General features: G+C 60.6%; 18 protein-coding genes. 12 read left to right on the forward strand and 6 right to left on the reverse strand.

Translation table 11 applies throughout. The features are described 5' to 3' along the window. The first annotated feature begins 31 nt into the window (after nt 1-31). Nucleotides 32-1,612 carry a bifunctional ADP-dependent NAD(P)H-hydrate dehydratase/NAD(P)H-hydrate epimerase gene (locus I6I94_RS09300; RefSeq protein ID WP_201620640.1) on the forward strand — a complete coding sequence of 527 codons (1,581 nt, stop codon included), beginning with the start codon at nt 32-34 and terminating at the stop codon, nt 1,610-1,612. A 104-nt stretch (nt 1,613-1,716) separates the two neighbouring features. Here the strand turns inward: I6I94_RS09300 and I6I94_RS09305 are convergent, their stop codons facing one another. From I6I94_RS09305 to I6I94_RS09315, 3 genes are all read right to left on the reverse strand, one after another. After that, nucleotides 1,717-3,177, reverse strand: a complete 1,461-nt coding sequence (locus I6I94_RS09305; RefSeq protein WP_236588854.1) for a sugar transferase — start codon at nt 3,175-3,177, stop codon at nt 1,717-1,719. A 486-nt stretch (nt 3,178-3,663) separates the two neighbouring features. Then, a complete protein-coding gene (locus I6I94_RS09310; protein ID WP_128088043.1) occupies nt 3,664-4,452 on the reverse strand; it encodes a phosphatase in 789 nt (262 codons plus the stop codon). A gap of 54 nt (nt 4,453-4,506) precedes the next feature. Then, nucleotides 4,507-5,787, reverse strand: coding sequence for a glycosyltransferase (locus I6I94_RS09315; RefSeq protein ID WP_201620641.1), 1,281 nt, complete (start codon nt 5,785-5,787; stop codon nt 4,507-4,509). Nucleotides 5,788-6,057: 270 nt separating this feature from the next. On the opposite strand from I6I94_RS09315, the gene alr reads away from it, so the two are divergent. The 6 genes from alr (at nt 6,058) to I6I94_RS09345 (ending at nt 12,410) form a co-directional block, all read left to right on the forward strand. After that, entirely contained in the window at nt 6,058-7,374 is a 1,317-nt protein-coding gene (alr, locus tag I6I94_RS09320) for an alanine racemase (RefSeq protein ID WP_037234598.1), read from the forward strand. Next, a complete protein-coding gene (tsaE, locus tag I6I94_RS09325; protein ID WP_037234601.1) occupies nt 7,374-7,967 on the forward strand; it encodes a tRNA (adenosine(37)-N6)-threonylcarbamoyltransferase complex ATPase subunit type 1 TsaE in 594 nt (197 codons plus the stop codon). Before alr ends, tsaE begins: the two co-directional genes overlap by 1 nt. Before the next feature lie 89 nt (nt 7,968-8,056). After that, nucleotides 8,057-8,917 (forward strand): tRNA (adenosine(37)-N6)-threonylcarbamoyltransferase complex dimerization subunit type 1 TsaB, encoded by an 861-nt coding sequence (gene tsaB / locus I6I94_RS09330; protein ID WP_037234604.1) that lies wholly within the window; start codon nt 8,057-8,059, stop codon nt 8,915-8,917. After that, entirely contained in the window at nt 8,917-9,510 is a 594-nt protein-coding gene (gene rimI, locus I6I94_RS09335) for a ribosomal protein S18-alanine N-acetyltransferase (protein WP_037234608.1), read from the forward strand. Before tsaB ends, rimI begins: the two co-directional genes overlap by 1 nt. Next, nucleotides 9,507-10,607 carry a tRNA (adenosine(37)-N6)-threonylcarbamoyltransferase complex transferase subunit TsaD gene (gene tsaD / locus I6I94_RS09340; RefSeq protein ID WP_037234610.1) on the forward strand — a complete coding sequence of 367 codons (1,101 nt, stop codon included), beginning with the start codon at nt 9,507-9,509 and terminating at the stop codon, nt 10,605-10,607. The genes rimI and tsaD overlap by 4 nt, the downstream gene beginning before the upstream one ends. Before the next feature lie 234 nt (nt 10,608-10,841). Further along, nucleotides 10,842-12,410 (forward strand): cutinase family protein, encoded by a 1,569-nt coding sequence (locus I6I94_RS09345; protein ID WP_201620642.1) that lies wholly within the window; start codon nt 10,842-10,844, stop codon nt 12,408-12,410. Nucleotides 12,411-12,538: 128 nt separating this feature from the next. Here I6I94_RS09345 and I6I94_RS09350 read toward each other — a convergent pair whose 3' ends face one another. Beyond that, nucleotides 12,539-13,687 carry a glutamate--cysteine ligase gene (locus tag I6I94_RS09350; RefSeq protein ID WP_128088039.1) on the reverse strand — a complete coding sequence of 383 codons (1,149 nt, stop codon included), beginning with the start codon at nt 13,685-13,687 and terminating at the stop codon, nt 12,539-12,541. Between the two features lie 301 nt (nt 13,688-13,988). Next, nucleotides 13,989-15,377, reverse strand: a complete 1,389-nt coding sequence (locus I6I94_RS09355) for a class I SAM-dependent methyltransferase (protein ID WP_236588855.1) — start codon at nt 15,375-15,377, stop codon at nt 13,989-13,991. Nucleotides 15,378-15,626: 249 nt separating this feature from the next. Between I6I94_RS09355 and groES the strand changes: the two genes are divergently transcribed. From groES to I6I94_RS09375, 4 genes are all read left to right on the forward strand, one after another. Beyond that, complete coding sequence (gene groES, locus I6I94_RS09360; RefSeq protein WP_006888719.1) at nt 15,627-15,914, forward strand: co-chaperone GroES; 288 nt, start codon at nt 15,627-15,629, stop codon at nt 15,912-15,914. A gap of 119 nt (nt 15,915-16,033) precedes the next feature. Beyond that, on the forward strand, nt 16,034-17,623 hold the full coding sequence (groL, locus tag I6I94_RS09365; RefSeq protein WP_128088038.1) for a chaperonin GroEL: 1,590 nt from the start codon (nt 16,034-16,036) through the stop codon (nt 17,621-17,623). A gap of 199 nt (nt 17,624-17,822) precedes the next feature. Beyond that, the gene (guaB, locus tag I6I94_RS09370) at nt 17,823-19,340 is read left to right on the forward strand and encodes an IMP dehydrogenase (protein WP_006888789.1); all 1,518 of its coding nucleotides are present in this window, start codon (nt 17,823-17,825) and stop codon (nt 19,338-19,340) included. 104 nt (nt 19,341-19,444) lie between these two features. Continuing rightward, nucleotides 19,445-20,575 carry a GuaB3 family IMP dehydrogenase-related protein gene (locus I6I94_RS09375; RefSeq protein WP_094757579.1) on the forward strand — a complete coding sequence of 377 codons (1,131 nt, stop codon included), beginning with the start codon at nt 19,445-19,447 and terminating at the stop codon, nt 20,573-20,575. A 179-nt stretch (nt 20,576-20,754) separates the two neighbouring features. On the opposite strand, the gene I6I94_RS09380 is transcribed toward I6I94_RS09375, so the two are convergent. After that, entirely contained in the window at nt 20,755-22,650 is a 1,896-nt protein-coding gene (locus I6I94_RS09380) for a YncE family protein (RefSeq protein ID WP_128088037.1), read from the reverse strand. Between the two features lie 275 nt (nt 22,651-22,925). Between I6I94_RS09380 and I6I94_RS09385 the strand changes: the two genes are divergently transcribed. Then, the gene (locus I6I94_RS09385; RefSeq protein ID WP_128088036.1) at nt 22,926-23,351 is read left to right on the forward strand and encodes a hypothetical protein; all 426 of its coding nucleotides are present in this window, start codon (nt 22,926-22,928) and stop codon (nt 23,349-23,351) included. Nucleotides 23,352-23,371 lie beyond the last annotated feature (20 nt).

Here is a 23,371-nt window from a genome sequence, read left to right on the forward strand (position 1 = left end):
ACGTGTGAGGGCACCAGCCTAAGGAGAGGCCATGAAACTCATCTACACCGGCGAAAGCATCCGCGAAGCCGAAAAGCCATACGTGCAGGCACCCGATTATAACGGCTACCTGATGCAGCGCGCCGCCGATGCGCTCGCCGAAGAAGCATACGATACCCTCGTTAGCCACGGGGCGCCGCCGCACAGCGGGCGTGTGCTGCTGCTGGTAGGGCCCGGCAATAACGGTGCCGACACCGTGTATGCGGGGGTGCGGCTGCATCGGCTTGGGTACAGTATTGACGCGGTGCTGTTTGACCCCACGGGGCGTAACCTTGAGCTTATCGCCCGTGAGGCTGGGGAAGGCACCCGGGTGTTGCACACAGAGCAGAGCCTGCGTAATATCTCCGACTACTCATTAATCATTGATGGGATCCTCGGCACCGGTGCGCGCGGGCCTGTGCGCGGGGAAGCGGGGGAGTACCTGGGGTATTTGCGGTCCCTGCAGCAGCTGGGCACACTACCGCCCGTTATCGCCTGTGACATCCCCAGTGGGGTAGACAGCAACGACGGCACCCTGAATGAGCCGTCCCTTGCGGCGGTGCGTACCGTCACCTTCATTGGGCATAAACTGCCGACTGGCACCGGCACCGCCGAACACTGCGGCAGCATTCGGCTGCACACCCTGGGGGTGCCGCACGCCCTTGATAACACCGAACCGGCGCTGCGGGTGCTAGAGACCAAAGATTACCGCCGTGAGCTTGAGACCCCCACCGTAGAATCACACAAATATACGCGGGGAGTGGTAGGGATGCTCACCGGAACACCCGAGTATCCGGGCGCGGCACTCATGAGTGTTCATGCGGCCATTAACACCGGGGTGGGTATGGTGCGCTTCGGTGTGAATGACGAGAAATTACACGCCCTGATGCTCGCCCACAACCCCGAAGCCGTGTGTTTCAGCGGGCCTGCACGCCAGCAGCAGGTGCACGCCTGGGCCGGGGGCAGCGGCACCACATCGAGCGAACCCACCAACCGGTACCTCATTGAGGCCCTTGAACCGGCGGTACTTGACGCCGGGGCTGTGGATACCGTGGCGGAGTACCTGCTCACCGGTAAACGCCTCACCGCCCATAAAATACTCACCCCCCACGCCGGTGAGCTGCAGCGGCTGCTGGCGGCGCTCGCTAACGGGCTGACGGGGCGGTGGGCCGAGCTGATGCAGAACACCCCCGCCCCCAGCAGGGACGATATTACCCGCCAGCCGCTGCGGTGGGTGAAAACCGCTGCCGCGCTTACCGGGGCAACCGTTATGCTCAAAGGCGGGTATAGTCTGATCGCCTCGCCCGCAGACACCGTTTACAGTGTGCGCGGGGCTACCGCCTGGTTGGCCACTGCCGGCAGCGGAGACACTCTCACCGGTATTTTAGGGGCACTATTGGCGCAGAAAGTTGCCGCCGCTGCACAGCGCGGCACGCCGCTGGAGGACGACGTCTACGCGCGTGTTGCCGCTTTGGCTGTGTACCTGCATGGCCGGGCGGCCCTCGCCTCATTGGGTGGACGCAGGGGCCCGGTACCGCCCACACGGGTGGCTCAGAGCCTACCACAGGCGATTGCAGAACTGCTGGAGTACTAGCAGTGAGACAGAAAAATAATACTGTGCCCGCCAGCTGATATCAGCTGGCGGGCACAGTATCCTAGTCTGAGGCGGCGGTAAGAGACGCCGTTTGTGTGTGATGTTTAGTACGCCCCGTCCTTGGCGAATACGGCGCGTACTGTGCGCGCTAAAATCACGAAATCGGTGGTGAGTGACCAGTTCTCCACATAGTACAAGTCGAGGCGTACCGACTCTTCCCAAGAAAGATCGCTGCGGCCAGAAACCTGCCACAGCCCCGTAATACCGGGTTTGACCAGCAGGCGACGGTACACCATCTCCTCGTACTTTTCGACCTCTTCAGGCAGCGGCGGACGCGGGCCCACCAGTGACATGTCACCCTTGAACACGTTCCACAGCTGCGGCAGCTCATCAATCGAGTATTTGCGGATAAACCGCCCCACCGGGGTGACTCGCGGGTCGTTCGCCATCTTAAAGAGCAGTCCGTGCCCCTCATTTTGCGCCGCCAACTGTTTTTTGATTTCTTCGGCGTCGGTGCGCATCGACCGGAACTTCACCATCTTAAACGGCTGGCCTTTAATGCCCACACGCTCTTGGAAGAAGAACACGGGGCCTCTATCGCTCTTCACCACAAGCGCCACAATAGCGAACAGCGGGGAAAGCAGCAGCAGCCCCAGACCCGAGCAGACCACATCAATACTGCGTTTTGCGAAGGCCGAAGCGCCCGTAATACGCGGGGTTGAGACGTGCACCAGCGGCAGACCGTTCAGCGGCTGAATGTGCATGCGCGGGCCCGCCACGTCGGTGGTGGCTGGGGCCATAATCAGTGAGATGCGGGCATCAGCCAGTTTCCATCCCAGCTGCCGCATCTGGTTGGGGGTCAGGTGGTGGCCGTTCGAGACCGCCACCATATGAATATTGTTCTCCTGCACTGCCTGCATAATCTTGGCGGGGTCGGTGCTGTACCCCAGCACCGGCAGGTTATCGCCAGCAACAACCGTGCCCTCGGGAAGGCCCGGCAGGTAGAACGCGGTGGGGCACAGCCCGGAGGCGATCACGCTCCCCAGCGCCTGGTGCAGGTGACGCCCGGTGATGACGTCGGAGATAATCAGGACGCGGGTGAGCGCGCGGCCTCTTTTACGCCACCGCACTAGTCCCTGCCGCAGCAGCCACCGCATAAACGCCAGGGAGATAATGCCCAGCGGGTAGGAAATCAGCATGTACAGGCGGGTGAATTCCACCTTCAAGAAGAAGGCGACAATGATGATCATGCAGAAACAGTAGGTGGTGCCCCGCGTGACAAGCCGGTACTCCTCTGTGCCGAACCCCAGAACCCGCACACTGCGGGAGCCGTTAAATTGCAGGAAAAGCCACCACATGATGATCATGATGATATCTAGGGTGATGTAGTCAAACGGGATGTATTCGCGGCCCATGACGCTAAACGGCCAGAGGTTAATGGGGGGAAGATCCACCTGCTCGAAGCCAAACCGGAAAATGTGCGCGCTCACCACGGAGAATGCGATCGCTATAAGATCAACCAGGTACAGGGCGTGCACGACTTTCGTGTGCCAGGTTTTCTTCATGACATAGGCGCTATCCCATATTTTCTTAAGGTTGTCTTGAATCCCCAAAATTCAATAACCTTCCCCGGACCGTGGAGCCGATAGACTGGTTCCGCGCCGTGGCGGCAGACCCGCCCGGCGTGAACCTATTGTTTTTGCCAGTGCTGTGTTTGCGTGAGTGAGTGGAAACGCGTTTCAGAAGCCGAACACTGCCGGGGCAGGATCAGGTAACGAGAGAACAATCGGCTGTCAGCGAAAACGTACCCACTCATTATTTTAGGGCTACAAGGCCCGCGCATATTCACACAAAACCCGTTAAGTTGAGTGAAGTCGGTCACAGGACGTGCGTGTGGTGGGGAGACAGCGCCGCATAACGCCTGCTGGCGCGGAAGGCAGGAGCGGGTACTCGCTGCGGCAGGCAGCGCCCGCAGGGGCCTAAAAGCAGCAGTGCGTGAGGTGCGCTGGTACATCTTCTTAGTCTATCCGCTCATGCTTATAAGTCATGAGTCAGGAACGAAAACCAGTCAGTTCAGCCCGGTCGAGCACAAAATCAATCAGCGGTTCGTAACGATTCGGCGGAACATTATCATCCATCGGAACACAAACCGGTAAATCACCCTGCTCCGCGGCAATAAACAGCCCCGGGTCGTTACAGTCGGCAATACCGAGCGTCGGCAGCTTCTGCTGCGATGCCGCATACCCCGCCATCCCGTGATCGGAAACCACAAGATCGGGCAGTTCGCCACGCTCACGAAGCTGGGCGAGGGCGATGCGCATCGGCCCGGGGAAATGCGTATGCTGCAGATTCCCGTACTGCTCAAACATCACCACACCCATGATCTGGCGAATATCGCCGTCCAAAAACCGCTCACCCTGCTCAATACGCAGCACCGTGGCCCCGGCGAGTTCGGCGACGCGCGCCAGCTCAGCATAAATGGGGAAAAGCCCGGCGGGATGACCGGTGGCGAACAGGATCTTTTGGCGGGCACGCACCGCATCACCAAAAATACGGGCATACTCTTCAAGAGCATCAATGCACTGGGCGGCACCAATCGTATCTTGCCCCTGAACATGCGAGCGGTCAGGGTTCAGGCCAGCACGGCGTACCATAACTTCAAAAACTTCGTCGTAGGTCCAATCCTTTGACCAGATCACCCCGAATTCGAGGTGCTCATTATGATCAAGGAAACCTTGAATATGCGAAAGGTTATTCTCGCGTGGGGTGGCAACATCACCCGTGATACGGGCGGAATCAAGGTAAGCGGCGAACTCGTGCCGGGTCATAGGGAATGTCATGGGTACAGTGTAGCTAATGGAGATGGGGTTCCCCGGTGAGACGAGCGCGTCCGGTTAGCTCACTGCGGAGAGCGCATCTGCATACGCCGCCAGAGTTTTCAGTGCCGTAGCCTCCCAGCTGAAGGAGCGCGCCCGCGCCGCCGCCTGCGCCCCTAGGGTGAGCCGAAGCCGCGGGGCACGAACCACACGCTCAATGGCCCCCGCCCAATGCTGCGGGGTACGCGGGGCTACCAGCAAACCGGAGACATGGTTCTCGACCGCATACCGCAGCCCATCAACGTCGGAGGCCAGCACCGCCGCACCAGCGGCCTGAGCCTCTAAAGCCACCAGCCCGAACGACTCGGATGAGGACGGGGAAGCCACAATATCGGCCCGCCGGAAGATCTGCGCCAGCTCACTCGCCGGAACGGGGGGCCGTAAATGCACCCGGTCCGCCACCTGCAGCTGCGCGGCGCGCTGAAGGAGCAGCTGTTCATAGTCGGAGTCGGAACGGCCAATAATATCGAGCTCAACCAGCAGGTCATCAGGGAGCAGCCCCAGCGCCTCGACCAGCAGGTGCGGGCCTTTAAGCGGCTGGGGCCTGCCCGCAAAAACGATACGGGAGCGAGTATCCGACCCCTCATTCTCGGCGTGTACGCCCGCAACGGGGCAGAAAATACTCGTATCAACCCCTGGAGTAATCACCCGCAGCCGTGAAGGGTCAGCTCCGTAGTACCCCTGCAGCTGGTCGGCCTCAACCGGGGTGTTCGCGATAATGAGGTTTGCCTCGGCAATAATACGGCCCTCTTCAGCTCGCCGGTACCCCGGCTCCGCAGGCTCGTTGGCACCACGGTGCGCATCCTTCGCCGCCGCCGTAGTATGCGGGGTAAAAAGAACCGGAACGTTCGTTCTGCTGCCTGCGGTGGCTGTCGCATAGTGTGCCGCAGCGTTTAGCGCGGCAACACCCGAAAGCCAATAGTGCGCGTGGATCAGCTGCGGTGCCCACTGTGCCGCCTCCACCGCCGCCTGCGCAAAACCGCCGGTGAACTTCGGCAAATCATTCTTCGTGGCCCCGCGCGTTCCCGAAACCGGCACATAGTGCACGCGACACCGCGGATGCTCAGGGGTCGGCGAGCGTTCTGACGCCCCATCCCCAAAATCCAGGGTAAAAACCTCAATACGCAGGGCGGGGTCAGCGGCGAGCATCGCCTCCACCGAACGCGCAATGTACACATTCATGCCCCCGGCATCGCCGCTGCCAGGCTGAGCAAACGGGTCGGTGTGCATTGAAAAAACATGCACCACGCGGGCGGCGGTCTCAGAGGAAACGCAGGAGGGCGGGGTTGAAATACTCACTCGCACAGTCTACCGTGCCGCACCGCACCCACCCCAAAAAACACCCGCACCCAAGACGGCATACCGGCACATAGCCAGCGCACAGCCAGCACTTACACTCCGCCCAGCCGCATTGTGCATGATGGAAGAAACCCCGCACGGTAGAAAAACCCTGAAAACGCGGTGACTAGGGCGTATGACCGCTGGGGGAGTCCACGATAAAATGTAAAGACACCGGCGTACACCGCCCAGCAGGTCACCTAAAGGCACAACTAAACCGAGGTACAGAGAATGAACACCCCCGAAAGCGCCATTCCCGGAACCCCCATCGCCAACGTCCAGCTGCAACCCGGCGAAGCCGAACGAGCCGCCATTATCGATCTGAGTGCTGTTGAACATAATGTGCGCACCCTCAAACATCGTATTGGTGAGCGGCAGCTCATTGCCGTTGTTAAAGCCGACGCCTACGGGCACGGCGCCTACCCGGTTGCCCGTTCCGTTCTTGAAGCGGGCGCCGACATGCTCGCGGTGGTGCACGTCTCCGAAGCTCTTGAACTGCGTTCCGAAGGTATAGAGGCACCCATTATTGCGTGGCTCCACACACCCCGCACCGACTTTGAGGAAGCCATCGAAGCAGACGTTCGCCTGGGTGTATCCGGCTGGGACTTGGAAGCGATCGCCATTGCCGCAGCCAAACTGCGCATGCGTGCCATAGTGCACCTCAAGGCCGATACCGGGCTGGGCCGTAACGGCTCCACCGACACCGAATGGCCTGCCCTTATCTCCCGCGCCGCCGAGCTTGAAGCCGCCGGGCTGATCCGAGTGGAGGGCATTTTTACGCACTTCGCCGTGGCCGATGAACCCGAACGCGCCGAGACCGCGCAGCAAACCGAGAAGTTTAATAAATTCGTAGCCGCCGCCCGCGCCGCCGGGCTCACCCCCGACCTCATCCACTTGGCGAACAGCCCCGCCACCCTCACCGGAGCATCCGAAGAGTACAACACCCCTGAGGCTGTGCTCGGTAATGCTGTCCGCTGCGGGCTGGCTATCTACGGGCTTTCACCGTTGGCGGGGGTGAGCGCTCAGCAGCTGGGGCTGCGCCCCGTCATGACCCTCACCGGGTATGTGAGCGCCGTCAAAGAGGTACCCGCCGGGCAGGGCGTCTCGTACGGGCTGCGGTACACCACCGACAAGCCCACCACCCTCGCGCTCATCCCGCTCGGCTACGCCGACGGTGTGCCGCGCATTGCCGCGAACGCCCCGGTGCGTATTTACCCGCGGGACGCCGAGGCGAAAACCTACCGTGTGGTTGGCCGCATCGCCATGGACCAGCTGGTGGTAGACCTTGGTGAGCCGGGGCTTTCCAACCCGGAACTTGGCTACCTGGGTGCGCGGGCGGTCCTGTTCGGTGCCAGCCCCAACCCGCCCGTGGAGGAGTGGGCTGAGGCCTCCGAGACCATTAACTATGAGGTTGTTACCCGCATCTCTCCGCGCGTGATCCGTATTTATAGCGGCGGCACCTGGATTGAACGCGAAATTGATGTGCTGCACTCCTTGGACGAGGCGCTCAAAGACATAGACACCAGCGTTCCCGAAGGTGCACAGTAATGTACGCCGCTGAGGCTATAGACCTTGAGGTGACAGACCCGGCGCACACGCGCCGACTGGCCCACGCCCTCGCCCGGATGCTGCGCGCCGGGGATGTGCTGCTGCTCTCGGGTGAGCTGGGGGCTGGGAAAACCACATTTACCCGCTCATTAGGGGAGGGGCTTGGCGTGCGTGAAGGGGTTATTTCGCCCACATTCGTGCTCTCACGCGTGCACCCTAGCCTGCCGGACGGTCCCAGAGCTGGCGGGCCTGACCTGGTGCATGTGGACGCCTACCGGCTCTCAAGCGCCGAAGAACTTGACGACCTCGACCTGGAGTTTTCCCTGGACACCTCGGTGACCGTTATCGAATGGGGGCGCGGCAAGGCCGAGCACCTGAGCGATTCACGCCTGGAACTGGACTTTACCCGGCTGCACGGCGCCCACACGGCCCTGGAATACGCCGCCGGGGAGCAGGGCGAATTCGACTGGGACGCGCAAGATGACGCAGACACAGACACCCCGGAGGCCCGCCTGCTGCGGGTGCGCGCCATCGGGCCTCGCTGGGAGGGGCACGCTGCACATGAACTGTACCGCGCCCTGCAGCAGGAGTAACGGTCACACCATAGTCAGGGGAGCAGGTGCACAAAGACCGGCAGTGCACGCTCTGCTGACTGGGGCGGCGGGCGCGTTAGAATTGATGGGTGCTAGTACTTGCCCTTGATTCATCAGCTACCGCATCCGTAGCGCTTGCTCGCATCGACAGTGACGCACCGGGTGCGAGCGCAGAGATTCTCGCCAGCTACGAGAGCGAAGACACCCGCTCCCACGCCGAGGTGATGGCCCCCTACGCCGCTCAGGTTTTAGCCGATACGGGGCTGGACGGCGCCGCCGTGGATGCGGTGCTCACCGGCACCGGGCCGGGCCCGTTCACCGGGTTGCGCGCCGGTATTATGACCGCCCGCACTCTCGGGTTTGCTTGGAATAAACCAGTGTATGGGCTTATGAGCCTGACTGCCATAGTAGAACGAGCGTTCGCTGACGGTGCTTTCCGTGACTCCCTGACGGCAGCCAATAACGGTATGAACCGTGCAGCGCATGAGACGCTAGTTGCCTCGGATGCCCGACGCCGTGAAATCTACTGTGCGCTTTTTGCCGTCACCGAGAATGGCTATTCGCTCGCCGCAGGCCCGTCGGTTGGGCCCGCCCACCAGACCCATGCACCCGCATCCGACCCGTCAGACCCCGCCGCACCCGCACTAGGGTACGGGGCAGGGCTGTACGCCGAGGCACTGACCGCCTCCGGCTGGAATGTGCTCAAAGACTACGCCCACCTGCACCCCACCGCAGCGGACTTGGTGAAAGCTGCGGCGCGGTGCGGGGTAAAAAATCTCAGCCGCGATACGCAGGCGCTGTACCTGCGCGAATCGGATGCGAAAGTACCGGCCGCCATGCTCGCCCGCACCGCCAGCGCCCAGCCCCCGCATGGGCAGCAGAATACAGGCGAGCCACAGAAAACACGCGGGCAGCAGCCCGCCCCAGCAGCACCCGCACGGGAGCCGTGATGCCGCCGACCCCAGACCACCCGGAACCGCAGCTGCCCACCCGCCTGGGGGAAGACACTACCCTGCGGGCCGCACAGCTGCAGGACGTGCCCGACCTGCACACCCTTGAAACCCGGCTTTTCCCGGCAGACGCCTGGGCTCTTGACATGTTCCTGGCCGAAGTAGGGCACCCCACCCGCAGCTACTACGTGCTCGAACATGACACCGGCTCTGGCCCCAGCATTATCGGCTACTGCGGGGTGATGGTCGTGGGCGATACCGCCGATGTGCAGACCATCGCCGTACTGCCCGAACATGAAGGGAACGGGTACGGCCGTGCCATGTTAGAGACCATGCACACCCGCTCCCGCCAGCAGGGGGCCGAACGCATCCTGCTGGAGGTGCGCGCCGACAACCCGCGCGCCCAACGCCTCTACCGGCGTAACGGGTACACGCGTATTCACGTGCGGCCCCGCTACTACGACGACGGCACTGACGCGCTCATTATGCTCAAAGAACTCACGGCACCCACCGCGCCGGTGGCGACCGTACACCCACCCGCCACCGGTGAACACCCCACAGCACCGCACACTGCAAAGGACAGAACTCCATGACAGCTACTGAACCACTCGTTCTGGGCATCGAATCCTCCTGCGACGAGACCGGCATCGGTATTGTTCGCGGCTCAAAACTTCTGACCAACACCATCTCCTCCTCCATGGAAGAACACGTGCGGTTCGGTGGTGTTATCCCAGAAATCGCCTCCCGCGCGCATCTGGAGGCCATGCTCCCTGCCTTGGAGAAAGCCCTGACCGAGGCGGGAGTGAACCTTAGTGATATTGATGCGATCGCCGTGACCGCTGGCCCGGGACTGGCCGGGGCGCTCATGGTGGGTGTAGCGGCGGCGAAAGCGCTCGCGGTAGCCACCGGCAAACCGTTGTATGGGATTAACCACCTGGTGGCGCATGTTGGGGTGGGGCTTCTGGACGATAACGGCACCAGTGACGGGGTGCGCCTGCTGCAGAACGCCGAAGCTGGCGGGCTGGGGGCGTTGCTGGTCTCGGGCGGGCACACCGAGATTTTGCAGGTGCGTGACATTACATCGGATGTGCGTCTGCTGGGGGCTACCCTGGATGATGCTGCGGGAGAGGCATACGATAAGGTTGCGCGCCTGCTGGGGCTTGACTACCCGGGCGGCCCCGCTATTGATCGTGCTGCGAAGGATGGTGACCGCACGGCGTTCACTTTCCCGCGGGGGCTCTCGGCGCGTAAATTCATGGGAAGCGCCGAAGAGCCGGGTCAGCACCGCTACGATTTTTCGTTTTCGGGCCTGAAAACGGCGGTTGCGCGCGTAGTTGAGGGGCTCACCGCGCGCGGCGAGATGGTTCCGGTGGCTGATATTGCGGCGTCTTTCCAAGAGGCTGTGGTGGATGTTATTACGAAAAAAGCAACACTTGCCTGCACCGAGCAGGGGATGGATACTTTGCTGCTGGGCGGGGGCGTGGCGGCGAATTCGCGGCTGCGGCAGCTGCTGGCGGCACGGTGCGCTTCTGCGGGGGTGCGCCTGATTATTCCCAAGTTCACCCTGTGCACAGATAACGGGGCGATGGTCGCGGCCCTTGGGGCGCAGCTGGTGGCGGCCGGCCATGAGCCTTCAGGGGTCGGGTTTACCGCGGATTCATCGCTTCCAGTGACGACGGTCTGCCTGTAGACCCGTGTTCTGCTGCCTGTTGCCAGCATGGGCACGTGTGCGGGTGGTGTGGGTACCACATGCCGCTAGTTGAAAAAACCTTCAAGTGAAATATTCATCTTAACCCACAACGGTTATAAAAGCCCATGTCAGTGCCTTTAAGGTTACAATTCTTCTTAAACGCTCATTAATGATAAATCTAAGGTTTATATTGTATTTTCCTGCGCGTTTGGCGTGTTTAAGGAGTGTAACCACATGAAAATGATGAGGAAGCTAGGCACAGCCCTCTCAGCAGTGAGTATCGTGGCGGCCTCGTGTATCACCACAGCTCCCGCCGTGGCGGATGATGAAAACCAGCAGGCACCCTGCCAAGATGTTGAGGTTGTTTTTGCACGCGGCTCCGGGCAGCCTCTCCTAGCGGATGTGGAGTCCGAGGCGGTCGGTGAACAGAAAACGGACAAGGCGAAACATGTCAAAGAGGCGAAACGTGTCAAAGAACTTGCCGCATCCAATGCGCAGACACTGGGTCTGACCCAAAACTTCTACGAACTGGGCACACGCCATATTAATGGTGCCCACTACCCGGCCCACCCGATTCAAGGATTCACCTCCCTACTGAACGCGGGGGATAAGGCCGAGGGCAGCCGGTACTTCTCCTACGAGCAGAGCGTGAACGAGGGCGTGCGGGAAGGGGTGGGGTACCTGCAGCAGCGTATGAGCCAGTGCCCCAACAGCCAGTACGTTCTGGGCGGCTACTCCCAGGGTGCACAGGTGATGGGGGACGTGTATAGGCAGCTCACAGATGAACAACGCAGCAAGGTAGCTTTTAACGCGTTCTTTGGTGACCCCAAAATGAACCTTCCCGAAGGGCGGTCCGTGGCGGGAGAACACCCCGTCTTTGACGGGCGGGGAATTTCGCCGTGGCGGCGGCAGAGCCCCGCACCCGCAACCACGCAAGGATCCTTAGGGGCGCGCACCCCCTACCTGCCCGCAGGGGAGCAGAACACCGGCTCATGGTGCCTGGCCAACGACTACGTGTGCGGCTCCACGAAGGTGCTCATGGGGTTCAGTCGTGAAAACGGGCACATCCTGTACGCACAGGCAAACGGGCCGATTGATGAGGCCCTGCGGGAAGCCTTCTCACGTGTGGGCCAGCGGCGGGGTGTGGAAGATGCCGCCGCTCGGCTGACCCCCGCCGGTAGCGGCCCGGTTGTGAACCTGCCAGCGGATGAGTACTACGCCCCCGTGGGGCACACGGTACGCCTTGACGCGGGAGCATCCTACTCGGCGGGCTCAAAAATTGTGCGCTGGGACTGGGATATTGACGGCGACGGCGTGTACGAGACACACGACGGCGCGGCCGTAATGGAGCACTCCTACTCGGTGCAGGGTGACTACACCGTAAAGGTGCGCGCCACCGACAACAACGGTGCGGTGACCGAACGGCAAGTGACGGTGCACGCGGGCACCACCACCGGCATCCCGACACTGCCGGAGGCTGCGGCCACAGTGAGCGGGGAACGAAACGGCACCGAGGCGACCCTGCGTTGGAGTGCCGCGAAAGCACCCGAACTTGGCTGGCAGATCACCGTAAACGGGTTCCCCGTTGGGGTGTACACTTCCAATACCGCTGAGGCTGTTGTGACGGGGCTGGATGCCTCCCGCGATGTACAGATCGGGGTGGCTCCCGTCTCGGCGCAGGGCATAGCGGGTGAGGTGAAAACCTTCACGTTTAAGGCTCAGGGCGGCAGCACTCCCGGCGGGTCTGCTCCTGGCGGCTCCTCCGTACCTGGTGGGTCTGTTTCCGCCGAGGCGGCAGCCTAGCCGCAGCCTCTTTTCGGCTCTCTCTGCGCGCGGCGGCTTCCCGCTGGCGTACCCTGCGGAGTACTCTGTGTATTCTCTCGGGTAATGCCTGAACCGGGGTGCACCGCGCGCAGTGTAAGGGAAACGGGCTACCGTAGCGGCGGCTGCTTTGCCTGCTCCGCAAGATCACGCATCACCTCACGGAACGACCCGGTCTGCGCCAAGACGCGCCGCTGCCTGTCGGCACCGGTACCCTCAGTGAGGATACGCCGCATCTGCTCCAGCTCGGGCAGGCACTCCAAATCCTCAGCGACCGGCCGCAGCATATCCAAAAGATCCTTCAGCTCATCCCGCAGCGGGCGAATTCGCGGCTCGTTAGAAACCACCACCTGCGCATCCAGCCCGTACCGGGCTGCACGCCACTTATTCTCCTGGGCATGCCACGGGTCCAACACCTGCACCCGCTCACCCGCATCAAACCGGCGTGAAAAATGCTCCACCAAACACTGGGTGAGCGCCACAATACCGGCCACATCCGGCAAAGACGCCAAACCGTCGCAGTAACGCATCTCGACTGTGCCGTAGTGCGGTACAGGCCGCACATCCCACCGGTCCTCGCTCACATCCTCAATAGCGCCGGTCGCCACCTGCGAATCAAGATACGCCGAGTACTGCTCCCACGTCTGAAAAGAAAACGGCAGCCCGTTCGAGGGCAGCTGCTGGTACAGCATGGTGCGGTGCGAAGCGTACCCGGTGTCAATACCCTCCCAGAACGGCGACGACACCGAAGGCGCCAGCAGGTGCGGGCAGTAGTTAGTGAGCGCATCCACCACCGACAGGGCCTTCTGCGGCGAATCAACACCCACATGCACATGCACCCCAAAAATGATCATGTGCCGGCCCCAGTACTGGGCACGGTTCACCACCCGCTGGTAGCGGTCCTTATTAACCACCGTCTGCTGCGCCCACCGGGAATACGGGTGAGTTCCCGCGCAGAAAAAGTCCAGGCCCAGCTCATCACAGATAGGCCGCAGCGCATCGACGGCCTCAGCAAGCTGACGGCATGACTCGGCGACGGTGGTGCACACCCCGGTAATAACCTCCAGGGTATTATTCAAAAATTCGCCGGTCACATGCACCGACTCGGTCGAAGGAGCCAGCAGATGCGGGTGCCGCTCACCCAGGCGTGCCAGCACCTGCTCGGCACGCGGGGCGAGCTCGCCATCTGTTTTATTGGTCAGCGCGAGCTCCCACTCCACGCCGATTGTGGACTGGGGCGAGTGGGCAAAAGCTACCATTTCTCTCCTGACGGTGACAACTGCAATTATTTTACGCGGTGCAGCTCACTTTCACCGCCATTTGGGTAATGTATGACTAAAAACAACAGCACCGCTGGGCACAGCGTCACAGTGCGTAACACGGGCGCGGGTGCTCTTTCGGTACCGCAAGACCCGCGTCTCAGATGACGGATGCACCCAAGCGGCAGCCCCGCACAGGACCCTATACAGGGTGAAACCGGCACCGGCTCAGCCTACTGCACGCACCACCTGCACCTTATACGGGCCAGCAAACCAGCCCGCTCCGGTGAGACCACCTGGTTCACTCCGCCGCACCCTGCGGCCGCACCCACCAGCCCACATGCTCCGTCCGCGCAGCATCCTCACCAGAGCCGCCAACCCGGGTAAAAACCAGGGTCGCAGGCTTATACTCGCCCTTCTTCTTTTTCACCCCCGCCAGCAGGGCCGCCCGCAGCTTCTCAGGCACAATATCCACCCCGCGTTTTTTGATGGTCACGGCGTTAATACCGTGCTCACGCACCCAGCGTTTTAGCTGCTTCTGACCCACTGGAACCCGCTCAAGCACCTCATAGCAGGCGGCGAACTCCGCGTATGAGGCTGGCAGCGGGTGCTCGGCAGAAAGATAAGCGATACGCGGGTCAATACGATGCGCACCCACCGCACACGCAAGATCATGCACCAGCTGCGCCCGAATCACAGCCCCGGAAGGCTCATACAGGTACCCGCCCGCCACCGGCAGCCCAGCACCATCATCAGGTGCCGCCAACGGTGCGGCCGCACCAAGAGGCTCAGCGGAGGTCATCTCGCCCAGCACCTCGCCCGCATCCCCCACAATTGTTGCCGCCCGCGCCACCGACTCACGCGCCGCCGCATTAAACCAGAGCACCAGCTCAACCACAGACCCGGCGTGCTGCACCCACTGCGCCTCAACACGCGGCTGCGGGTTCGCCGCACCAGCAATATCCTCCAGGGAGGGGATCGCCTCATGCGCGGTACCTGGCCCAAGTTTAACCCCCATCGGTACGCCCAGCCGCGCCAGCGACAGCACAAACGAAAACGGTGGAGAGAACGCCTCAGGATCAAAAATACGTTCGGTGCGGGTCTTTTTCGCACCCTCCAACTCGCGGCGTGCCGGGTCGCACCAGATACCCTGCACCGGCTCCCCAGCGGCTGTACACAGTGCTCCGTGTTCATAGTCCGTCACATCACCCACCAGCACACGCGACTGCCCGTATGAGGCCAGGTTATGGGCCGCAAATGAGGCGGTGACGGGGTCACGCTCAACCGAGACAGTCGCCAAACCGGCGGACGCGAACGCCACCGAATCCGCGCCAATACCGCACCCCAGATCGGCCACCGAACCCACCTGTGCTTTCAGAAAACGCTGCGCATGGTACCGGGCAACAGGGGAGCGGGTGGACTGCTCAAAGCCCTCCTCCGTCAGCAGCAGACGGCGGGCGCGCTCGCCGAATTTGGCCTCGGCACGGGTGCGGGTTTTCACCAGGGTCAGGATGGCTGCCGACTCCTCAGGCGTAAAACCTTGTGCACGTAAGGCAGCGGCATCAGTGAGGGAACGGGAAGGATCATAGGGGTACAGCTCATCAGCTGCCTGTAGCGACTGCGGGGTGAAAGGAGGCGCGGGTGGGTTCGTGAAACCCAGCGGCGCGCCGGATGCGGTGAAATTTGCCATATCTTCAAGTGTAGTGTGCCTGTACGCCGCAGGGGCATACCCGGTGTGATGCAGAACGTGGGGTGGTGGCCGTATCGGTCTGTGCGCATTCCCCCTTGCGCGAAATGCCGCCGAACGCGGCGGGTCTTTCTTGACCGGTGCGCGGCGGGATTCTAAAGTTGAACTAGTGCTCTGGCGGGCGCAGAAAAAACGCGCTATCACGCCAGCGAAAACACCTTAAGAATGTAATGCATAAGGAGAAAACCTCTCATGGCAATTAAGCCCCTCGAAGACCGAGTTGTTGTCAAACTAGAGCAGGCTGAGCAGACCACCGCATCCGGTCTGGTTATTCCCGAAACCGCCAAGGAAAAGCCTCAGGAGGCTCGCGTGGTGGCTGTAGGCCCCGGCCGCATCGACGATAAGGGCAACCGTGTTCCCGTTGATATTGCTGAAGGCGACGTTGTGGTGTTCTCCCGCTACGGCGGTACCGAGGTGAAGTACCAGGGTGAAGAGTACCTGATCCTTTCCGCCCGTGACGTTCTGGCGATCGTCGACTAATTTCGTGAAGTAACCGGATGCGCCGCCACACCCTGGCGGCGCATCCGCGTAGCTGGGCCCGCACGGTACTTACCGGTGGGCGTACCAGAAGAACAGCCATATAAGGAGTAACGAAATTCATGGCTAAACAGCTTGAATTCAATGATGCCGCCCGCAAATCCCTGCAGGCCGGTGTTGATAAGCTTGCCGACACGGTGAAGGTTACCCTCGGCCCGCGCGGGCGTAACGTGGTGCTTGATAAGCAGTGGGGCGCACCGGTTATTACGAACGATGGCGTCTCCATCGCCCGTGAAGTCGAACTGGAAGACCCCTACGAGAACCTGGGTGCGCAGCTCGCCAAAGAGGTAGCCACCAAGACGAACGACGTTGCCGGTGACGGTACGACCACCGCAACCGTACTGGCGCAGGCACTCGTGAATGAGGGGCTGCGCAACGTAACGAGCGGTGCGGCACCTGCGGAGGTGAAGCGCGGTATTGAGGCCGCCGTTGAGAAGGTCTCGGAGCGTCTGCTTCAGGATGCCCGCGAAGTGCAGGGCCCGGAAGTTGCGCATGTTGCCGCTATTTCGGCTCAGTCCGACCAGATCGGCGAGCTCTTGGCATCTGCTTTTGAGAAGGTCGGTCAGGACGGCGTCATTACTATCGAGGACGGCTCTTCCACTGAGATTGAGCTTGATATTACCGAGGGTATGCAGTTCGATAAGGGCTACCTTTCGCCTTCGTTCGTGACCGATGCTGAGCGTGGCGAAGCGGTTCTTGAAGATAGCCTCATTCTGCTCTACCAGGGTAAGATCTCCACGGTTGCCGAGATTATGCCCCTGCTGGAGAAGGTCGTACAGGCGAAAAAACCGCTGACCATTATCGCCGAAGACGTTGATGGTGAAGCGCTGTCCACCCTCGTGGTGAATAAGCTCCGCGGAACCCTCGACGTGGTGGCGCTTAAGGCTCCCGGATTCGGCGATCGCCGCAAGGCTATTATGCAGGATCTTGCCATCCTGACTGGCAGCATTGTGATTACTCCCGAACTGGGTATCGACCTGGCTCAGGCAACTCTCGAAGAAACCGGTTCGGCGCGCCGGGTGACTGTCACCAAGAACACCACCACGATTGTGGACGGCGGCGGCAGCAAGGAAGCGGTTGAGGATCGTGTGCAGCAGCTGCGCCGCGAGATCGAGGCCGTAGAGTCCGAATGGGACCGCGAGAAGCTCAAGGAACGCCTGGCGAAGCTCGCCGGTGGCGTGGGCGTGATTAAGGTGGGTGCGGCAACCGAGGTTGAGGCTAAGGAACGTAAGCACCGCATCGAAGACGCTGTGTCTTCTACCCGCGCGGCTCTTGAAGAAGGCATCGTATCCGGTGGCGGTTCGGCGCTGGTTCACGCCCTGAAATCGCTTGACGGTTTTGAGCTCGACAGTCATGACGCGAACGTGGGTGTGCAGATTGTGCGCCGTGCCCTGGTGCAGCCGCTGCGTTGGATTGCCGAAAACGCCGGTTATGACGGTTACGTGGTGGCCGCGAAGGTTGCTGAGCAGCCTGTCGGTCACGGCTTTAACGCTAAAACCGGTGAGTATGAGGACCTGTTCCAGGCGGGCGTGATCGACCCGGTGAAGGTTACTCGCTCGGCGCTGCAGAACGCATCCTCCATTGCGGCGCTGGTGCTCACCACCGAGACCCTGGTGGTGAACAAGCCCGAAGAGGACGACGAGGACGAATAACCTCATAAAAGCCTGTGCCCCGCGGATTACGGTTCGCGGGGCACAGGCTTATTCACTCTGCTGACGCCTCTGGGCCCGGCTCACCCCAGGCGGCGCACCGACACAGAACCACCGTCCGGCAAAGACCATGCACGCGGTTTACTATAGATATACGACTGAACTATACCTCCTTGAGTTCCACGGTTGTGAAAGGTAAAGAATGACCACCCCCACCGCCCTGTCAGAAGACCCCTTCGGCTTCACCGGCCTCACCTACGACGACGTTCTGCTTCTTCCCGGAAACACTGATGTTATTCCCTCTGACGCAGACACCACCACCCGGCTCTCTAAACGCATTACTCTGGGCACCCCCATTATTTCTGCGGCGATGGATACCGTCACCGACTCGCAGATGGCGATCGCTATTGCGCGCCTGGGCGGGCTGGGCGTGATCCACCGCAACCTCTCCATTGAGGATCAGGCGGCGCATGTGGACCGGGTGAAACGCTCCGAATCGGGCATGATTACTAACCCCGTGACCATTGGTGCGGATGCGAGCATTGACGAATACGATAAGCTATGCGGCTACTACAAGGTTTCGGGCCTGCCGGTGGTGAGCGAGGACGGTGTGCTGGAAGGCATTATCACCAACCGTGACATCCGTTACCTTTCCCGCACCGACTACGCCGACATATATGTGCGCGACATTATGACCCCCATGCCGCTGGTCACCGGTACGCCCGGGCTGACCAAGGATGAGGCGTTTACCCTGCTGTCAAAGAATAAGATTGAGCGCCTGCCCCTGGTGGATGCGGCCGGTAAACTGGCCGGGCTGATCACCCTCAAAGATTTTGTGAAAACCGAGCAGTACCCGCGCGCCACCAAAGATGAGGACGGGCGCCTGCGGGCCGGTGCAGCAATTGGTTTCTTCGGTGATGGGTATGAGCGGGCCATGACCCTCATCGAGGCGGGCGTGGACGCACTCTTCGTTGATACCGCCAACGGCCACTCCCAGGGTGTGCTTGATATGATTGCCCGGCTGAAAAAAGACCCCGCCGCGGCGCATGTTGATGTGATTGGCGGTCAGGCGGCAACACGCGCAGGCGCGCAAGCCATTATTGATGCGGGCGCGGACGCGGTGAAAGTTGGTGTGGGCCCCGGGTCGATCTGCACCACCCGCATTATTGCTGGTGTTGGCGTACCGCAGATTACCGCCATTAATGAGTCTGCTAAGGCCGCCATCCCCGCCGGTGTTCCGCTCATCGCCGACGGCGGTATGCAGCATTCGGGTGAGATTGGTAAGGCCCTGGTTGCGGGCGCCGACTCCGTCATGCTGGGTTCGCTGCTGGCGGGAACCGCTGAGGCCCCCGGCGATCTGATTTTTATGAACGGTAAGCAGTTCAAGTCGTACCGTGGCATGGGCTCCCTGGGGGCTATGCAGACCCGCGGCGCCCACAAGTCGTACTCGAAGGACCGTTACTTCCAGTCGGATGTGTCCAGTGAGGAGAAGCTTATCCCTGAGGGTATTGAGGGGCAGGTTCCGTACCGTGGCCCGCTCTCTGCGGTGCTGCATCAGCTGGAGGGCGGCCTGCGCCAGACCATGTTCTACGTGGGTTCACGCACCATTGAGGAGCTTAAGACTAAAGGCAAGTTTGTGCGCATCACCCCGGCGGGTTTGAAAGAATCGCACCCGCACGACATTATGATGACCGTTGAGGCACCGAACTACCGCCGCTAAACTTTTTGCCGCGCCCGTGCCGTAGCCTGACGATGGTGCAGCACCATCGTGGGTTGGGGTGCGGGGCGGTGCCATTCCGTAGGGAGAAACCCGGAAGGAAAAACATGTCTGATATTCAGATTGGGCTCTCGAAGAGTGCCCGCCGCACCTTTGCCTTAGACGATGTGGCGCTGGTGCCTACCCGCCGCACCCGTGACCGCCGCGACGTGGACACCTCGTGGCAGATTGATGCTTTCAGGTTTGACACCCCCATTGTGGGGGCACCCATGGACTCGGTGATGTCCCCGAAGACCGCGATAGCGCTCGGACAGCTGGGCGGGCTGGGCGTGCTGAACCTGGAGGGCCTGTGGACCCGGTATGAGGATCCGCAGCCGCTGCTGGACGAGATCGCTGAGCTCCCTGAGGCCGACCCGGCATCATCTACCCGGCGTATGCAGCAGATCTACGCCGAGCCGATTAAGCCTGAGCTGATTACCGCGCGCCTTGAGCAGATCCGTGATTCCGGGGTTATTGTGGCGGGTTCGCTCACCCCGCAGAATACCCAGGAGCACTACGAGACGGTGGTGCAGGCCGGGGTGGATGTGTTCGTGATTCGCGGCGCGTCGGTCTCTGCGGAGCATATCTCAACCTCGCATGAGCCGCTGAATTTGAAGAAATTCATTTACGAGCTGGATGTGCCGGTGATGGTTGGCGGTGTGGCCGGGTATTCGCAGGCTAAACACCTGATGCGTACTGGCGCCGCCGGTGTGCTGGTCGGGTTCGGTGGCGGTTCGGCAATGACCACCCGCAAGGGGCTGGGTATTTCCGCGCCAATGGCGACCGCTATCGCCGATGTTGCTGCGGCTCGTTCGGACTACCTGGACGAATCCGGCGGGCGGTATGTGCATGTGATTGCCGACGGTGGGCTTAGCCGCTCCGGGGACCTCGTGAAGGCGCTGGCCCTGGGGGCGGACGCGGTCATGATCGGCGCACCGCTGGCTCGCGCATCTGAGGCGCCGGGCCAGGGCTGGTACTGGGGCAATGAGGCGCATTCGCGGGACTTCCCGCGTGGGGTGCGCACCCCCCTGGGTGTGGTTGGAACTCTCGAAGAGGTGCTGTATGGGCCCTCGCACCATGTGGATGGTACCCGCAATATTGTGGGCGCCCTCAAACGCGCAATGGCGAACTGCGGCTACCTGGATTTGAAGAAATTCCAGAAGGCAGAGATGACGATTGTGCCCGAATACCGGGGATAACCGCGGGCAGTCGCATTCCGTTGAGAACGCCAGAACCGAACGAACATTCTCTTTGCTAAAGTGATGCGCCCCCACCGGGTATTTTACCGGTGGGGGCGCAGTGTTAGAGGTGCAGCCGTTGCGGTTTTTGTGTGCCAAGCTGGAGCATTGTGCGCACCGCGTGGGCTGGTTATCTGCCGTTAGTCTTTTGTGACGGCAGGCTGTTGGTTGAGTGAGGGAACCTCGCCGACTTTCGGGTACCCAGCGAACGGAATCTCGGTGGATTGCACAGTATCCTGGGTGGGTACGGTGCAGCTGTCAATGTACTTGGGGTTGTACTCTTCGACCTTGAACTTCATGGTGAGAGAGCGCTGCTTATCTCCTTTGGTTTTGCCAGAAGAAATGGTCACGCTGTGTTCCTCACCAGGTTTCCAGTCGGCGGGCACCTCAATGTCACGGGTGAACGACGTCTCTTCCTCAGAGAGCTTGAAGGTCATTTCACCCTGCCCGTTTACCTTTGACTTGCCGTCATCCAGGGTGACGGTAATATCCGAGGGAAGATAGTCTTCTCCATACGTCCAGTCAGACCCTCCAATCGTGAACTTCTGCCCCGCATATACGGTCTTCGGGGCGGAAACAGTGGCCGCCTCACTGGTGTTATCGCTTACCAGGCGGGTCTGTTCAGACGCGGACGCAGGGTCGATAATCCGTTTGGTTTCGCCGGGCGCGGTACCTGCATCTTCAGCCTTGAACCGGGAGAGCGTGTTTGCAGTAATATTCACGGATTCCTTGCCGGGGTATTCGTCCACGCTGGCGCTCTGGTACTCGCCGGTGGTGGGGTCAATGCGGAAGTCCACATTTGTGTTTTTGTACGTTTTATCACGGGAAACAGCCACTACGGAGCCGTCGCCCTGAATCGTGAGGAAGTTTACTTCGCTGGGGGATACGCGCACATCTTTGACTACCTTGTTCTGGCGGGTGTCGAATACCGCTACGTTCCCGGCGTCTTTACTAATCTGCTTACTTTCGCCGTAGTCGGCAACGTACAGCAGGTCACGTTCTTCATCGTGGGCTAGGGCTCCACTGAGGTAGCCGTGCTTTACGTAGTCTTTGACCTGCCCGGTGTTCTTGTCAAGCTCGTAGATACCGGAATTAATGCCGTTGCTACCCTGCGCCGAAATGTATAGCTTGCCTAAGGAGTTATCGTAGGCGATGCCATGCGGTTGCGTAGGCACGCCAGTTTGCTCAGCCCCGGTGACCTTGAGGCTGCGCTTGTGCGTGAACGTGTCGGCGTCAAAGACCAGCACCTCGTCGGTACCCCAGTCGGTCACATATAGCTCACGGTCGGCGCTATTGAGCGCGGTGTGCATTCCGAAGGAATCGTACACGCCTTTAGGATAGTCAAGGCTCTTGATTTCCTTGGTCTTGGGGTCGATCGAGTACATACCCGTGCCGGTAACGAACAACTTACCGGTGACTGGGTCAATCTTGATTTCGCGCGGATGCTGGATAGTCTGCTGGTCCCGTTTCTTGTTAGGGTCGTAGCTGGTCCACACCTGCTGCAGGGTGTTTATATCGTAGGCGCTGACGGAGTAGGTGAGTCCATCGGTCACCCAGATTAGATCGTGTTCATCGTCTACGGTGATACCCAGGGGCGCGCGGAACTGCTTGAGGTTAGGAGTCTTGTTTTCGGTATCGGGCACAACCGGGATTTTTGCGGTCGCTTCGATCTGCAGGGTCTCGGGGTTTACCCGGGCAAGGGTGCTAATATTCGTTGACTCTGCGGCACCGCTTTCGGCGCTGGAAACGTAGAGCTTATTCTGCTTCTTGGAGTAGCCGCTCGTGTACTGCCCAGGCAAGCCCTGAGTTTTCTTCGCGCCGGTGATGTTCACGGAACGGTAGGTGCACTGGTTCGGGGTGCTGGAGGATCCATTTCCGCTACCGGGGGTGGAGCCGCCGGGTGCTGATGAGCCTGATGATTTGGTGGTTGAGGAAGGGGTAGTAGCGCCTGCAGCCGGGAAGCCGAGCCCAACAATAAGCATAGAGCATGCGCCGAGGGTCGAGATAATACGAGGGTTAGTGAGGCGGTAAGACATATTATTCTCCCAAGTCGGAACCGAATACAAGAAGACTTTTTAGTCTTACCTAAATACGCTATCAGATAAGGCAAAGTTAATTAATGGAGAGTCTAATCACAGTCTATGAGTGCATTCTTCGGGCTTGAATATAAATATGCAATGATGCTTTGGCGGCAAGAACCACAATGACCATACGCGGGGCACAGACGCATTAAACCCCGTAGCATGAATAGGGCAGGCGGGTAGCGTGCAGTGGTTTACGGTATTTCGCAGGTAAGGCGAGAGGAAAAATTGTGGGCGTTCATTACCTATATCCCGTTCTCAGTTCAGAGGATACCCTCATTGATGTCGAAGCTTTCTTACGTGAGGGTCAGCGAAAATGGCCCGGGTGTAAGACGGCGCAGTGGACCGCTGAGGAAGACCGCTTGACGGATGCCGACATCATTATTACCCCTGATGGGGCATCGACGATTATTAGTCATTTCACTGATGGTCGGCTCATATCTGTTGATGGGGCAGATTTTGAGGAGGCCGTAGATATTGCCGCGTGGGTGCGGTCTTTGAACCCAGACCCTGACGTGGTGCTATGGTTTACATCCAGTGCTTTCGATGGTCACACTGTCTTGACTCCGGGAATTACACCCCAGCAGGTGCTTGATCAGTGGGTGGATCATCGTGAGCATGACCCTTATGTGGAGTACCCTCAGTACTTCTCGTGAATGATGTAGTCATAGTGAAA

Source organism: Rothia aeria (assembly GCF_016726365.1).
GTDB classification, from domain to species: Bacteria; Actinomycetota; Actinomycetes; order Actinomycetales; family Micrococcaceae; genus Rothia; species Rothia aeria.